This window comes from Lysobacter sp. HA35, assembly GCF_054061195.1.
The window spans coordinates 1,173,572-1,188,114 of the sequence record NZ_JBSSDY010000001.1; the positions used below are offsets into that span (position 1 = coordinate 1,173,572).

Here is a 14,543-nt window from a genome sequence, read left to right on the forward strand (position 1 = left end):
GCAGACGCGAGGTCAGTAGACGCGCTTCTTCGGCGGCACCGGAGCGACGTCCTGCGTCAGCGTGTACGAATGCACCGGTCGATAGTCGATGCGGGTATTGCCCGCCTCGTCGATCCAGCACAGCGTGTGCTTCATCCAGTTGTGGTCGTCACGATCCGGGAAGTCCTCGCGGGCATGCGCACCGCGCGACTCCTGTCGGTTCTCGGCCGACACGATCGTCACCAGCGCCTGGTCGAGCAGGTTGGCGAGTTCGAACGTCTCGATGAGGTCGGAGTTCCAGACCAGCGAGCGATCAGTGACGCGGACGTCCGCGAACGATGCGTGGATCTCGCGCATCTTGCGCACGCCGTCCGAGAGCGTTTCGCCAGTGCGGAACACCGCGGCGTCGGCCTGCATCGTGCGCTGCATCTTGTCGCGGATGACCGACGTCGGCGTACCGCCGCTGGCGTGGCGCAGCGCGTCGAGGCGACCGAGCGCCTTGTCGCAGGCATCAGCAGGAAGCGGCGCGTGCGAGGCATCCGGCTTGATCGTTTCGGCGCAGCGGTTCGCGACCGCGCGGCCGAACACCACGAGGTCCAGCAGCGAGTTCGAACCGAGGCGGTTCGCGCCGTGCACCGACACGCAGGCCGCCTCACCAATCGCATACAGGCCCGGCACGACCGCATCCGGATCGCCGCCGCGCAGCTGCACGACTTCGCCGTGGAAGTTGGTCGGAATGCCGCCCATGTTGTAGTGGACGGTCGGAATGACGGGGATCGGCTGCTTCTCGACGTCGACGCCCGCGAAGATGCGCGCGGACTCGGCGATGCCGGGGAGCTTCTCGTGGATGACTTCCGGGCCGAGGTGCGTGAGGTCGAGCAGGATGTGGTCCTTGTGCTCGCCGACGCCGCGGCCTTCGCGGATTTCCATCGTCATTGCGCGGCTGACCATGTCGCGCGGCGCGAGGTCCTTCACGCTCGGTGCGTAGCGCTCCATGAAGCGCTCGCCATTGCTGTTGCGCAGGATGCCGCCCTCGCCTCGCACGCCTTCCGTGATCAGGCAGCCGGCGCCGTAAATGCCGGTCGGGTGGAACTGCACGAATTCCATGTCCTGCATGCCGAGGCCGGCGCGCAGCACCATGCCGCCGCCGTCGCCGGTGCAGGTGTGTGCGGAGGTCGCCGAGAAATACGCGCGGCCGTAACCACCGGTCGCGAGCACGGTGCCGTGCGCGCGGAACAGGTGCAGCGTGCCGGACGCCATGTCCAGCGCGAGCACGCCGCGGCACGTGCCGTCCGCATCCATGATCAGGTCGAGCGCGAAGTACTCGATGAAGAACTGCGCGTCGTGCGCCAGCGACTGCTGGTAGAGCGTGTGCAGGATCGCGTGACCGGTGCGGTCGGCCGCGGCGCAGGTGCGCTGCGCGGGCGGACCTTCGCCGAAACGCGTCGTCATGCCGCCGAACGGGCGCTGGTAGATGCGGCCGTCTTCGGTGCGCGAGAACGGCACGCCGTAGTGCTCGAGCTCCACGATCGCGGGGATCGCCTCGCGGCACATGTATTCGATCGCGTCCTGGTCGCCCAGCCAGTCGCTGCCCTTCACCGTGTCGAAGAAGTGGTAGCGCCAGTCGTCCTCACCCATGTTCGCCAGCGCGGCGGCAACGCCACCCTGCGCGGCGACGGTGTGCGAGCGCGTCGGGAAGACCTTGGTGATGCAGGCGGTCTTCAGGCCCTTCTGGGCGAGGCCGAACGTTGCGCGCAGGCCGGCGCCACCGGCGCCGACGACGACCATGTCGAACTTGTGTTCCTGGATGGGATATGCGGCAGGCATCGAAGGATTCCGGGTCAGGCGCCGAGCATGACGCGCACGACGGCGAGGACGCTCGCAAGGCCCGCGATCCAGCACGCGAACACGATGAGCAGTTGCAGCAGCGAATAGCGGACCGCGGTGTGCACGTAGTCTTCGACGACGACCTGCAGACCAAGGCGCATGTGCCAGAAATTGGCGACGAGGAACGCGATCAGCAGCGTCGCATTGAACGGATGACCGACGCGCGCACGCACCGTCGCGAAGTCCGCGCCGACCAGCGAGATCACCAGGCCGACGGCATAGATGCCGAGAAACACGAGCGCCAGCGCGGTCACGCGCTGCACGAGGAAATGATGCGTGCCGTCCTTTGCCGAGCCGAGGCCGCGCGCGACCTTCAGCGGATGACGCAGCGTCGGCGGGCGGCGTCCTGCATTGGTGCTCATGCGCCACCCCACTTCTGCATGGCGAGCAGCCAGATAATCGCGGTCAGCACGAGGCTGCCGATGATCGCGACCCAGGCGCTCTTGACGAAGGCAGGCACCGACGTGCCGACGCCCATGTCCTGCGAGAGATGGCGCAGGCCGCTGAGCAGGTGGAACGACAGCGCCCACGTCCAGCCGAACATCACGAGGAAGCCCAGGGGCGAACGCGCAGCGTGGGTGAAAGTCGTCCAGCGATCAGCACCCGATGCGAGGGCGACGAGGCCCCATGCCACGAGCAGGCTGCCGAGCGACAGGATCACGCCCGTCGCGCGATGCAGGATCGAGCTGACCATCTGGACCTGCCAGCGATAGACCTGCAGGTGCGGGGACAACGGACGTTCGCGGTACGCCATGCGGGAGGTCTCGTTCTGATGCGGCGCGGCCGCGGGGTCGAGCGGGCGACGCTAGAAATCGATGCAGCGGCCGTCCTTTTCCCAGTCCCCGTAGCGTGTCGGCTCGGGTCCCGGTCGACCGCCCACCTCGCGCGGACGCTCAGGCGCAGGCGTCTCAGGCAACGGCGAGGAGTCTGCGCTCTCCGGCGTGTCCTGCGGGGTCTCGGAGGTCGTGTGGCCTATCATTCCAGCCGAAAATCTTAAGTCCGTACCCCATGTCTGACAACCCGCAGTACGGTTCATCACGTCGTTTCGAGTTGCGCGGCCTGCGCGTTTTGCGGCTTGCAGGCCGCGATGCGCTTGCATTTACGCACGCGCAGTTCATGAACGACGTGATCGCGCTCGCCGACGGGCAATGGCACTGGAACGGCTGGCTCGACCCAAAAGGGCGCGTGCAGGCGCTGTTTGCGCTGATTCGGGTGGACGCGGAGACCGTGTGGCTCGTCACCGCGACCGACGCGGACGCGTTCGCCGACTCGCTACGTCGATTCGTTTTCCGCAGCAAGGTGAAAATCGACCTGGCGCCGATCCACGCGCTTGGTCGACTCGGCGCACCCGTCACAGCGTCGGGAAATACGTCCGGCCGTCTCGCGGATGCGATCGAACTCGACCTCTCGGGCGACGCCGGCGCGCGGACGCTGGTGCTCGCGCCCTCGCCTGCCGACGCCGCGACGCCGGAAGATGAGTCCGCCTGGTGGCAGCTCGACATCGCGCACGGCTGGCCGTCGCTCCCGGGCGTCGCGCTCGATCACTGGACGCCGCAGCAATTGTCGCTGCAGCGCTTCGACGCCTTCAGCGTGAAGAAGGGTTGCTATCCGGGGCAGGAAATCGTCGCGCGCACGCACTTCCTCGGGCGTGCGAAGCGCGGGCTTGTGCGATTGCGCGTTGCGGACGTGGAAGCGCGCGCGCGCGATGCGCTTACCGACGTCGACGGGCGTGACGTGGGCCAGCTCGTCGTCGTTCGCAACGGCGAAGCGCTGGCCGTGGTTCCGCTCGAGCCCGCCGACGCCGACGTTCGCCTACACGGGCAGATCGTAGAGCGACTGCCCCTCGCCAACGGCCTGCAGCGCTGACGCCGCAGGCCGCGTAACTCAGCGCTTGGCGAGCGTGTCCGCCGCCGCGACGATGTCGTCGTCGCCCGGAATGACCAAGAACGCGGCGCCGGCCAGCGGCGTGTAGGTATCGGTACCGACGACACGATGCATCGGCGTCGCGCCCAAGCCGCCTTCCGACAGCGCGGTGATCACGCCCTCGCCCACGCCCGCGCTGCGACGACCTTCGTCGACCACGATGATCCGCTTCGCATTCCTCGCCTGCTCGACGATGTAGGCATCGTTGAGCGGAACCAGCCAGCGCAGGTCGACGACGCGCACCTTCCAGCCGTGCTGCTGCTCGATGCGGCGTGCGGCGCGCAGGCTCATCGGCACGCCGTTGCCGTAGCTGATGATCACGAGGTCATCGCCCTCGCCGTAGACGCGACCTTCGCCCAGCGTCATCGCCTCGCCTGGCGCCGGGTACTGCGTGAGCCACAGGCCATCGCCCGGCTCGTACAGATCCTTCGTCATGTACAGCGCGATCGGCTCGAGGAAGATGCTGACGCGGCCATCGACCTTCGCCAGCGCCATGAGCGTGCGCAGCATCGTTGCGGCATCGTCGCCACGCGACGGACAACCGACGACGAGACCCGGAATGTCACGCAGTGCGGTGATCGAGTTGTCGTTGTGGAAATGCCCGCCGAAGCCGCGCTGGTAGCCGAGGCCGGCCATGCGCACGACCATCGGGTTGCGGTACTGATCGTTGCTGAAGAACTGCAGGCTCGACGCCTCGCCGCGGATCTGGTCGCCCGCGTTGTGGAAATACGCGAGGTACTGGATCTCGGGCACGGGCAGCATGTCCATGTTCGCGAAGCCCTGCGCAAGGCCGAAGATCATCGTCTCGTCGAGCAGCGTGTTGAACACGCGTCGTGGCCCGAACGCCTTGTACAGGCCCTTGGTCACCGTGTAGACGCCGCCTTTCTGCGCGACGTCCTCGCCGAACAGCAGCGTTTCCGGATACTTCGCGAACTGGTCGTGGAGCGCGTTGTTGATCTGGATGGCGAGATGCCGCGGCGGCTGGTTCTCGGGCAGCTTCGCTTCACCACCGAAGACATCGAGACGACGCTGCGCATCGGGCGCGCGTTCGGCCTCCGCCTTCACCGCATCCGGCGTGTACGGCGCGAGCGGCTTGATCACGTCCTCGAGGCGCTCGATTTTCGGCCGGCGATCCGCTTCCTCCGCCGCCGCGAAGCACTTCTTGCGAGTCGCCTCGTACAGCGCGCTCACCTCGTCCTTGGACATCAGGCCGGATTCGATCGCGATCGCGGCAGAGCGCAGGAGCGGATCGGTCGCCTCGACCGCGCACAGTTCCTCGACCGAACGCCATTCGATCTCGAAGTCCGTACCCGCGTGACCCATGATGCGGGTGGTCTTGAGATGCAGGAACGTCGGGCGACGCGTGCGTCGGCAATGCTCGACGGCGCGCTGCACGTCGGCATAACCCGACGCCAGATCGAGACCATCCGCGAAGAAGTAATCCAGCCCGGGCATCTGCTGGAAGCGGTTCGCGATCCAGCCGGTCGGCGTCTTGACCGAAATGCCGATGCCGTTGTCCTCGCAGACGAACAGCACGGGCGCGGGCAGCTTCTGATACGCCGTCCACGCCGCGGCATTGAACGCGGTCTGCGCGGTCGCGTGATTGGCCGATGCATCGCCGAACGAGCAGATGGCGATCGAATCGTCGGGGATCGGCAGCGAATGACCGATGCGGCGACCGGTTTCGATTGCTACCGCCGTGCCGAGCGCCTTTGGCAGATGCGAGGCGATGGTCGACGTTTGCGGTAGCACCCACAACGGCTTGCTGCCCCACACCTTGTGGCGGCCGCCGCTCGCGGGGTCATCCTTGCTCGCGGCGAAGCTCAGCGCGGAATCCATGATCGGATCCATGCCCGGCAGCTTGCGGAAGCGCTCGGCCATGAAGCCGCCCGAGCGGTAATGCAGGAACGCGGGATCGGTGTGACGCGCTGCACGCGCGACCATCGCATTGCCTTCGTGGCCGCTGCTGCCGATCGTGTAGAAGACCTTGTTCTGAACGCGCAGCACGCGCGCCATCAGGTCGAGATGGCGGCTGATCAACTGCGACTCGAACAGCTCGCGGAAACCCTGCGCGTCGAGCGCGCTACCGTCGAGGATCGCTTCGTGCGGCGCCGGACGCGCATCGACGCGACCGTTCCACGCGGTGACGAACTCCGTGAAGTTGACGTCGCAGATCTCGGCGCGGTTAAGGCCCTTCATACGGGCGGGAATCGGGTTCGGAAGCGTGGCAGCCATGCGGTCATCCAGGCGGGCCGAAGCCCGCCGTGCGTCGTGAAAAATCAGGTGGACCGCGCGATCAGCGCAGCGGCGCGGTCGTCGGGTTCGACCATCGCGACGAAGCCCGGCGTCGCGCGGACGCGGGCAAGCCAGGCGCGGATCGCGGGATAGGCGTCGAGCGACACGCCGCCGTGCGGCGCGACGTCCGTGTAGGCGAACAGTGCGATATCGGCGACGCCGTAGGCGTCACCGGTGAACCAGTCATGCGATGCGAGATGGCGTTCCATCACGCGCAGTGCGTCGTGCGAGCGCTCGCGCAGGCGCGGCAGGTCGGCGCGACGCGGCGAGTCCGCGGGCGTCCATCCGCAGATGAAACGCGCGACGGCAACGTACGGCTCGTGGCTGTACTGCTCGAAGAACATCCAGCTCAGCGCCTGCGCGCGCGCCCAAGCGTCGCTCGGCAGGTACGACGTGCCGTCGGCGAGCCAGCACAGGATCGCATTCGATTCGACGAGGATGCGGCCATCGTCGAGTTCCAGCATCGGCACTTTGCCGTTCGCGTTCTTCGCAAGGTATTCGGGCGTGCGCGTCGCGCCGGTGCTGCTGTCGGTCTCGACCCACGTGTACGGACGGCGCAGCTGCTCGAGCAGCAGGCGCACCTTGTGGCAGTTGCCCGAAGGCGAGAAGCCGTAAACGGTGATCACGCCGCGGCGCTCCGGCGTGCGCGCCACTCGTCGCGCGTCTGGCCCCAGAGGTCGATCCGGAACTTGTCGTGCGGCGGCCGGAACACGCCGCGACCGCGGTTCTTCGCGCCGAGACGTTTCGCAACGTTCTGCGATGCGGTATTAGCGACGTCGATGGAATGGATGATGTCCGTCCAGCCCAGCGTGTCGAATGCCCAGTCCATCGCCGCGGCGCAGGCTTCGGTCGCGTAACCCTTGCCCCAGGCTTCCGGATGCAGCGCATAGCCAACTTCCGTACCGGGCCAGCCGGCGGGCTGCCACGGACCCGCCTGGCCCATCCACAAGCGGCTGGACTTCTCTTCGATCGCGAACATCGCGAAGCCCTGCAACGCCCATGCGCCCGGCATCTGCAGGAAGCGCCGCCATGCATCGCCGAGCGTGAGCGGCCCGCCGATGTGATGCGTTTCCGGCGCGGCGAACATCTGCGCGTAGCGATCGAAATCCTCGGCGCGCCATTGGCGGAGGATCAAGCGCTCGGTTTCGAGACGCGGGCCCTGCTCCGACATCCTCGCTTCCTCTGCTGGGCGACGCGATGCGCCGCGGAACGATGCGGTGGCGCCATGCCGGGCGCCGATGCGAAAACCGGCCCGAAGGCCGGTTGCGTCGATCAGAACGCGTTGATACCGGTGAGTTCGCGGCCGACCACCAGCTGGTGCACGGTTTCCGTGCCTTCGTAGGTGATGACCGACTCGAGGTTCAACGCATGGCGGATCGCGCCGTGCTCGGTGGTGATGCCGGCGCCGCCGAGCAGGTCGCGGCATTCGCGCGCGATGTCGATCGCCATGCGGCAGTTGTTCCACTTCGCGAGCGACACCTGCGTCGGCTGCATCGCGCCGGCGTCCTTGAGACGGCCGAGCTGCACTACGAGCATCTGCGCAAGCGTGATGCGACGCGCCATGTCGGCCATCTTGATCTGCGCGCTCTGCGTCGCGGCGACCGGGCGGCCGAACAGGATGCGTTCCTTCGTGTAGTTCACCACCTCGTCGAGGCAGGCGATCGCGGCGCCGATCGGGCCCCAGGTGATGCCGTAGCGCGCCTGCGTCAGGCAGCCCAGCGGACCCTTGAGGCCCTTCACGTTCGGCAGGCGGTTCGCCTCCGGCACGCGCACGTTGTCGAAATACAGCGCGCTGGTGACCGACGCGCGCAGCGACATCTTGTGCTTGATTTCCTGCGCCGCGAAGCCGGGCATGCCCTTCTCCACCACGAAGCCCTGAATGCCGTCGTCGGTCTGCGCCCAGACGATCGCGATGTCGGCGAGGTTGCCGTTGGTGATCCACATCTTGGAGCCGTTGAGGATCCAGTCGGCGCCGTCGCGCTTGGCGTTCGTCTTCATGTTCGCCGGGTCGGAGCCACCGTGCGGTTCGGTCAGGCCGAAGCAGCCGATGACCTTGCCCGCCGCCATGTCCGGCAGCCAGCGCGTGCGCTGCTCCTCCGAGCCGTAGGCGTAGATCGGGTACATGCAGAGCGAGCTCTGCACCGAGACGAAGCTGCGGATGCCGCTGTCGCCGCGCTCGAGTTCCTGGCAGATCAGGCCGTAGCTGACCGCGTTGAGTTCAGCGCACCCGTACTTTTCCGGCAGCGACGAACCCAGCAGGCCCATCTCCGCGATTTCCGGCACCAGCTCGCGCGGGAAGCGGCCCTGGTCGAAGGCCTCGCCGATGATCGGGATCACGCGCTCGTCGGTGAAACGGGCGACGGTGTCCTGCACGGCCCGCTCTTCCTCGGACAGCAGCGAACGGACGTCGAAGAGGTCGTACGGATTCAGTGCCATGCGAGGGGTCGGACCTTGGGGCGTGGGAGCCCGATATTGTAGGCCGCCGTCACAGTCCATCGACACCCCCGGCCCGACCGCCGGCGGCTCCGCACATGAAAAAGGGCCGGTTGCCCGGCCCCTTTTCCCTACTCCCGACGCGTCGATCAGCGCGTGGCGACGGCCGTCGAGGTCACGACGCGGCCGTCGATGACCGGCAGCTGCGAGCCCGGGCGCTCGTTCATGCGCACGGTGTGCTGCGCGCCCTGGTAGCGATAGGTCACGTCATAGCCAGCGACCTGCGTGTCGGAACCCACGCGGATACGCGTGCCCGGGCGGCTGGTCATGCGCTGCGTACCGACGGTGCCGTCCGGATTGCGATAGGTGACGGTGTACGCGACGGTGCGCGAGCTGCTGGAGGTGTCGCTGACGGTGTGGCACTGCTGTTCGGTGCGCTCGACCACGCGGCCGCCGACATGGTTGCGGTCGACGCGATTGCCGACGAAACCGCCACCGACCGCACCGGCCACCGTCGCCAGCTTGCGACCGTTACCGCCGCCGACCTGGTTGCCGACGAGCCCACCGATCAGAGCACCCGCGACCGTGCCGCCGACGTTGCCGTCGCGCTCCGGCAGGCGGTCCTGCACTACCACGTCGTTACAGACCTGACGCGGCGTGCTAGTGGTGCTGGTTTCCTTGACCGGATCAACGCCGATCACCGACGCGTAGCGCGGCGACGACGTACGAACCGGATCGACGTTTACGACGTCCGCGTATTCGGCCCGAGGCGCTTCTGCGACGGCGAGCTGCGGCGCGGTCGGCGCAATGCGGCCCTGCGCGTCAGCCGACGCGTCGAACTGCGTGGCACCGACCGCGACCGGCTGCGCGGGCTGCGCGACCACCGCGTCGTCGCGATGATTCATCGAGCTGTAGGCCGCAACCGCAACGCCGCCGAGCAGCATCGAACCGAGAGCGACCGCGAGGATGTTCTTGTCCATAGAGCCTCCGAGCCAGTTCATCCTGGCGTAGGTCGATTGCAGCACCGGGAACCTGAACAACGTCGGAGCATGACCGGGGGTTCACACGGCCCGTTCAGATGTGTCGCGGCAGCGTGGTAGCGTCGGCTTATCGCGAGGTGCACATGGCCCGTTTCCTGCTCAAACCCTTCATGCGCTGGGCTGAAAAGCTGCGCCACCCGACGTTGTTCTGGATCGTTGCGGTGCTGTTCTTCTTCGACCTGCTGATTCCCGACTTCATTCCGTTCGTGGACGAGATCCTTCTCGGCCTCGGCACGATGCTGCTCGCGAACTGGAAGTCGCGCGCCAAGGACGTCCTGCCGCCTCGATGATCCTCGTCGACAGCCACTCGCACATCGACGTCGACGAATTCGATGCTGATCGTGCGGAGGTGATCGGTCGTGCGCGCGCCGCCGGCGTCACGCGGCAGATCGTTCCCGCGATCGAAGCGGCGACGTGGCCGACGCTGCGCGATGTCTGCGGGCAGTTCGGTGGACTGTTCCCGGCGTACGGGCTGCATCCCGTGTATCTCGACCGCCATACCGACGCGCACGTCGACGCGCTGCGCAGCTGGATCGAAAGCGAGCGCCCGGTCGCGATCGGTGAATGCGGGCTGGACCACTTCATCGATGGGCTCGATCGCGAGCGTCAACGCGTGCTGTTCGACGCGCACCTGCGGCTTGCACGCGACTTCGACCTGCCGCTGATCGTGCACGCGCGGCATGCGGTGGACGATGTGATCGCCGCGGTGCGTCGCATCGGCGGCGTTCGAGGCGTCGTGCACAGCTTCGCGGGCAGTCGCCAGCAGGCCGAGATGCTGTGGGCGAACGGGTTTCTCATCGGTCTTGGCGGGCCGGTGACGTACGAGCGCGCGAATCGCCTGCGTACGTTGGCGGCGACGATGCCGATCGAACATCTGCTGCTCGAGACGGATTCGCCCGATCAACCGGGCGCCGCGAGCCGTGGCGAACGCAATGAACCCGCACGGCTTGTCGATGTGCTGGAGATGATCGCGTCACTGCGGGGTCAGTCGCCGCAGCAGCTCGCCGCCGCGACGACGTTGAACGCGGAACGCCTGTTCGGCCTTACGCCCGAGGTGCCGACTTCGCCTTGAGCAGCAGCTCGATGGCCTTGCCGACCATCGCGAATGCGAACGCGCCGGTGATGTGCGTGGCGGCACCGAGCCCGCCGCTGCAATCGAGCTTCAGGCTTCCGTCCGCGTCGGTCGCGCTCGGGCGCAGGCCGCACACGCTGCCATCGGCCTGCGGATAGCGCACGTTCTCCAGTGAGTAGACGGCCGGCACGCCGAAGTAGCGATCCTTGTTCCGCGGGAAGTTGAAGTCCGCACGCAGCTTCTTGCGCACCAGCGCGAGCATCGCGTCGTGCTCGGTACGCGATAGGTCACGTACGCGGATCAGCGTCGGATCGATGCGACCGCCCGCCGAGCCGCTGACGACGATCGGAAGCTTGCGTCGACGGCACCAGGCGATCATCTCGACCTTGCTGCGAAAGCTGTCGCAGGCATCGACGACAAGATCGAGATCGACGTTGAGCTGGTGGTCGAGGTTCGACGCGGTGATGAAAGCCGGCACCGGCTCCACGTCCATCAAAGGACTGATGCGCTGGCAGCGCGCGGCCATCGCGGCGACCTTCGCGTGCCCGAAGGTGCCATCGAGCGCGGGCAGCTGGCGGTTGGTGTTCGACACGCAGATGTCGTCGGCATCGATCAGGCGCAGGTGGCCGACACCCGAGCGCGTCAGCGCTTCCGCGACCCACGAACCGACGCCGCCAAGGCCCACAACGGCGACGCGGCACGTCACGAGTTTGGCGAGGCTTCCTGCGCCGTAAAGGCGGTCGATACCGGCGAAGCGTTCGGTCCAGGCCGGGTCGAGGTCGTGCGTTTGCATGCACGCATTCTAGGCGGTGCGCGCGTGACGATCGGCGCCACGGGGGTGCGTGCTATGGTCCCGCGCACTTCGCGCAGACACGAGGAAACAGGCCGATGTCCGACGTCAATGCTCCGTCGCCCAGCCCTGCCCGCCGCGGCAACGGCTCCCGTTATCTCTTCATGGCGCTGCTCGGCCTGGTGATCGGCGCGGTCGCCAGCGTGATGATCATGCGTGCGATCGATCAGCGGAAAGATCCGTACCCGCTCGCCGTGATGCACGTGATGGCGGCGCACTCGCGCGCACTGAAAGACAACGTTACCCAGAACCGTTGCGCGGCAACGGACGTCATCCCGCACCTGCAGGCACTTCGCACGATGGCGAACGACATCGAGCCCGCGTTCAAGGGCATGCAGGGCGACGAGAAGTTCGCGAAATACGCGAGCGACCTTCGTGCGCGCGTCGATGCGTCGCTCGCTACGCCGCCGCTGAATTGCCCCGGCGTGCAGCCTGCTGCAGCGAAGATCGGCGAGGCCTGCGAGAACTGTCACCACTACGCGAACGAGTGATCGTTGCGCGAAGAACTGTCGGCTGAACGCGTGTTCGCAGTTTGATAACGCGTTCACCGACGCGCTCCCACGATCTGTCGCGCATGGCAATGGCCATCGTCCTGACCACGAATCCTGGAGCGTCCCATGAATGTGCAACTTCGTCTCACCGCCGTCGCGGCCGCCTCGCTGATCGCCCTGGCCGGCTGCGCGTCCACTCCCTATTCCTCGGGCTACGCGGGTTCGCCGCCGCCGGCCAATAGCTACGGCGTCTGTTCCGATTGCGGCGTGGTCACGCGCATCGAAGCGGTCGGTAACGGCACCGCGCCGCGCTCCGGTGTTGCGGGCGGCGTGATCGGTGGCGTCATCGGCGCCGCCGCGGGTCATGAGCTGACCAAGGACTCGAGCAACGGCAAGCAGAACGTCGCGACGGTCGCAGGCGCAGTCGCCGGTGCGGCCGCGGGCGCGGCGGTCGATCGCAACATGTCGACGTCCGGCACCAGCTACAACGTCTATGTGCGCATGAACGACGGACGCACGACGATGGTCAGCCAGACCGACCTGGGCGGCATCGGCGAAGGTTCGGCGGTTCGCGTTTACAACGGTCGCGTCTGGGCACGCTGAGCGACGCTCGTCTCAGTTTCAAAAACGGCCCGGTAACCCCGGGCCGTTTTCGTGTCCGGTCCTGATTGCGGATTGCGTTTGTTGCGGCGCGGCATGCATGGGGCTGATCGCGGGGTTAACGTCGGGGCGTCCATGACGGACTCCCTTCCCCCGAGGTGTCGAATGAATCGCCTGCCCCTGCTTGCCGCCGCCGGTAGCGTCCTGCTCGCCGGTTTTGCCCTGAATGCCGCCGACGCCTCGGTGCAGACCGCCACGTTCAACCCGTTGCGGATCGCCGTGGTCGCGTCGACGGGCCAGTCGTCGTTCCTGGGCGCGGTGGACGTGGAGGTGACCAACACCAGCAATCGCGCCGTGCGCATGCCGGGCTGGCAGCTGCCGTCGCAATACCTGCAGTCCGACGTCTTCAGCGTGACCCACGACGGCCGCGAGGTTCCGTACGAAGGCCCGATGATCAAGCGCGGCCTGCCGGCGGCGAGCGACTTCACCGTGCTGCGCCCGGGCGAGACGATCCGCACCAGCGTCGACCTCTCCGCGTTCTACGACCTGTCGAGCACCGGCGAATACACGGTGACGTACAAGTCACCGCTGCAGCACGCCTCGCTGTCCGGCGGGCAGATGCTGATCGCGTCGAATGGCCTGCCGATGGTGGCGCAGAGCGCCTCGCTGAAGCTGTGGGTCGACGGCACCGACCAGCTGGGCGGTAGCCGCACGCTCAAGGCGCAGGCGAAGCCGAGCGCGGGCGCGACCGTCGTCAACGGCGTGTCGTACAAGAGCTGCTCGACCACGCAGATCAGCACTGCGGGCAGTGCGGTCAACGCGGCGCGCACCTATTCGGAGAACGCGAAGGGCTACCTCAACGGCGGCACCGTCGGTGCGCGTTACACGACGTGGTTCGGCGCGTACACGTCGTCGCGTTATTCGACGGCTCGCCAGCACTTCGTCAACATCGACAGCGCGATCGACCAGAGCGGCGGCCAGGTCACGATCAACTGCGGTTGCAACCAGAGCTACTACGCCTACGTCTACCCGACCCGCCCGTACGAAATCTTCGTGTGCAAGGCGTTCTGGTCGGCGCCGTTGACGGGTACCGATTCGAAGGGCGGCACGCTGATCCACGAGATGAGCCACTTCAACGTGACCGCGGCCACCGACGACCATGTCTACGGCCAGAGCGGAGCCAAGAACCTCGCCGCGTCCAACCCGGATCAGGCGCTCGACAACGCCGACAACCACGAGTACTTCGCCGAGAACAACCCGGCGCAGAAGTAAGTCAGCCTCCCCCAAGAGGGACGTTGAAAGCCCGGCTTCGGCCGGGCTTTCTTTTTGTCGACGGCGCTGGACGCCCCTCGTGCAGCGGCAATGACGACGCGTGCCGCAGAATGCCGCGACTGCCGATGGAGATGCCTGTGTCCGACCTGTCCACGCTGTGGTTCGTCATCGCCGTCGTGCTGGTCATCGTCGGCATCGCCGGCACGGTGTTGCCCGCGCTTCCCGGCATTCCATTGGTCTTCGGCGGGCTCCTGCTCGCGGCCTGGGCCGACGGCTTTCATCACGTCGGCGGTTGGACGCTCGGCGTGCTCGTTGTCCTGACGCTCGCGTCGTTCGCGGTCGACCTGCTTGCGACGGCGATGGGCGCGAAGCGTGTCGGCGCGAGTCGTCTCGCCTTGCTGGGGGCCACCATCGGCACCTTCGCCGGCCTGTTCCTCGGCTTCATCGGCATCTTCATCGGGCCGTTCGTGGGCGCCGTCGCGGGTGAGCTGATCCACCGTCGCAAATTGCAGGACATGGGCCACGCTGCGAAGGTCGGCGTCGGCACCTGGGTCGGGCTCCTGCTGGGGACGATCCTCAAGCTGGTCATCGCCTTCGGAATGCTCGGGCTGTTCGCGGTGGTCTGGCTGGCCCACCGCTAGCGGCAGTTTCACACCCGCTTGCGAAGCGGCCGTTCAGAGTCGGCGCCATGAAATTCCGAC

General features: G+C 67.0%; 17 protein-coding genes. 7 read left to right on the forward strand and 10 right to left on the reverse strand.

The features are described from left to right. Window positions 1–12: 12 nt before the first annotated feature. Genes sdhA through ACVWZN_RS05795 form a run of 4 tightly spaced genes read right to left on the reverse strand, consistent with a single transcriptional unit; the run spans window position 13 to window position 2,965 of the window. Window positions 13–1,806 (reverse strand): succinate dehydrogenase flavoprotein subunit, encoded by a 1,794-nt coding sequence (sdhA, locus tag ACVWZN_RS05780; protein ID WP_456952988.1) that lies wholly within the window; start codon window positions 1,804–1,806, stop codon window positions 13–15. Between the two features lie 14 nt (window positions 1,807–1,820). Beyond that, a complete protein-coding gene (gene sdhD, locus ACVWZN_RS05785) occupies window positions 1,821–2,228 on the reverse strand; it encodes a succinate dehydrogenase, hydrophobic membrane anchor protein (protein WP_051234779.1) in 408 nt (135 codons plus the stop codon). Then, window positions 2,225–2,620, reverse strand: coding sequence for a succinate dehydrogenase, cytochrome b556 subunit (gene sdhC, locus ACVWZN_RS05790; protein WP_456952989.1), 396 nt, complete (start codon window positions 2,618–2,620; stop codon window positions 2,225–2,227). Before sdhC ends, sdhD begins: the two co-directional genes overlap by 4 nt. A 51-nt stretch (window positions 2,621–2,671) precedes the next feature. Next, entirely contained in the window at window positions 2,672–2,965 is a 294-nt protein-coding gene (locus ACVWZN_RS05795) for a DUF1674 domain-containing protein (protein WP_456952990.1), read from the reverse strand. Here ACVWZN_RS05795 and ygfZ point away from each other — a divergent pair. After that, on the forward strand, window positions 2,875–3,732 hold the full coding sequence (gene ygfZ / locus ACVWZN_RS05800; protein ID WP_456952991.1) for a CAF17-like 4Fe-4S cluster assembly/insertion protein YgfZ: 858 nt from the start codon (window positions 2,875–2,877) through the stop codon (window positions 3,730–3,732). The genes ACVWZN_RS05795 and ygfZ overlap by 91 nt on opposite strands. 18 nt (window positions 3,733–3,750) lie before the next feature. On the opposite strand, the gene ACVWZN_RS05805 is transcribed toward ygfZ, so the two are convergent. The 5 genes from ACVWZN_RS05805 to ACVWZN_RS05825 all read right to left on the reverse strand — a co-directional run bounded on the left by ACVWZN_RS05805 (window position 3,751) and on the right by ACVWZN_RS05825 (window position 9,497). Next, a complete protein-coding gene (locus tag ACVWZN_RS05805) occupies window positions 3,751–6,024 on the reverse strand; it encodes a thiamine pyrophosphate-dependent enzyme (protein WP_456952992.1) in 2,274 nt (757 codons plus the stop codon). Between the two features lie 44 nt (window positions 6,025–6,068). Beyond that, window positions 6,069–6,737 carry a glutathione S-transferase family protein gene (locus ACVWZN_RS05810; protein WP_456952993.1) on the reverse strand — a complete coding sequence of 223 codons (669 nt, stop codon included), beginning with the start codon at window positions 6,735–6,737 and terminating at the stop codon, window positions 6,069–6,071. Next, complete coding sequence (locus ACVWZN_RS05815) at window positions 6,707–7,255, reverse strand: GNAT family N-acetyltransferase (protein ID WP_456952994.1); 549 nt, start codon at window positions 7,253–7,255, stop codon at window positions 6,707–6,709. The genes ACVWZN_RS05810 and ACVWZN_RS05815 overlap by 31 nt, the downstream gene beginning before the upstream one ends. Before the next feature lie 101 nt (window positions 7,256–7,356). Then, window positions 7,357–8,520: an acyl-CoA dehydrogenase family protein gene (locus tag ACVWZN_RS05820; protein ID WP_456952995.1), complete on the reverse strand. Its 1,164-nt coding sequence runs from the start codon at window positions 8,518–8,520 to the stop codon at window positions 7,357–7,359. 146 nt (window positions 8,521–8,666) lie between these two features. Beyond that, window positions 8,667–9,497 (reverse strand): glycine zipper 2TM domain-containing protein, encoded by an 831-nt coding sequence (locus ACVWZN_RS05825; RefSeq protein WP_456952996.1) that lies wholly within the window; start codon window positions 9,495–9,497, stop codon window positions 8,667–8,669. A 143-nt stretch (window positions 9,498–9,640) separates the two neighbouring features. On the opposite strand from ACVWZN_RS05825, the gene ACVWZN_RS05830 reads away from it, so the two are divergent. Next, the gene (locus ACVWZN_RS05830; protein ID WP_027082077.1) at window positions 9,641–9,847 is read left to right on the forward strand and encodes a DUF6116 family protein; all 207 of its coding nucleotides are present in this window, start codon (window positions 9,641–9,643) and stop codon (window positions 9,845–9,847) included. Continuing rightward, complete coding sequence (locus ACVWZN_RS05835) at window positions 9,844–10,629, forward strand: TatD family hydrolase (RefSeq protein ID WP_456952997.1); 786 nt, start codon at window positions 9,844–9,846, stop codon at window positions 10,627–10,629. Before ACVWZN_RS05830 ends, ACVWZN_RS05835 begins: the two co-directional genes overlap by 4 nt. On the opposite strand, the gene ACVWZN_RS05840 is transcribed toward ACVWZN_RS05835, so the two are convergent. Next, window positions 10,601–11,422, reverse strand: coding sequence for a tRNA threonylcarbamoyladenosine dehydratase (locus tag ACVWZN_RS05840; protein WP_456952998.1), 822 nt, complete (start codon window positions 11,420–11,422; stop codon window positions 10,601–10,603). The two genes, ACVWZN_RS05835 and ACVWZN_RS05840, sit on opposite strands and share 29 nt — an antisense overlap. A gap of 95 nt (window positions 11,423–11,517) precedes the next feature. Here ACVWZN_RS05840 and ACVWZN_RS05845 point away from each other — a divergent pair, with 95 nt between their 5' ends. From ACVWZN_RS05845 to ACVWZN_RS05860, 4 genes are all read left to right on the forward strand, one after another. After that, the gene (locus ACVWZN_RS05845) at window positions 11,518–11,970 is read left to right on the forward strand and encodes a hypothetical protein (protein WP_456952999.1); all 453 of its coding nucleotides are present in this window, start codon (window positions 11,518–11,520) and stop codon (window positions 11,968–11,970) included. 126 nt (window positions 11,971–12,096) lie between these two features. Further along, window positions 12,097–12,573, forward strand: a complete 477-nt coding sequence (locus ACVWZN_RS05850; RefSeq protein WP_456953000.1) for a glycine zipper 2TM domain-containing protein — start codon at window positions 12,097–12,099, stop codon at window positions 12,571–12,573. A 162-nt stretch (window positions 12,574–12,735) separates the two neighbouring features. After that, window positions 12,736–13,842 carry a M35 family metallo-endopeptidase gene (locus tag ACVWZN_RS05855; RefSeq protein ID WP_456953001.1) on the forward strand — a complete coding sequence of 369 codons (1,107 nt, stop codon included), beginning with the start codon at window positions 12,736–12,738 and terminating at the stop codon, window positions 13,840–13,842. A gap of 131 nt (window positions 13,843–13,973) precedes the next feature. Beyond that, a complete protein-coding gene (locus ACVWZN_RS05860) occupies window positions 13,974–14,483 on the forward strand; it encodes a DUF456 domain-containing protein (RefSeq protein WP_456954721.1) in 510 nt (169 codons plus the stop codon). Window positions 14,484–14,543 lie beyond the last annotated feature (60 nt).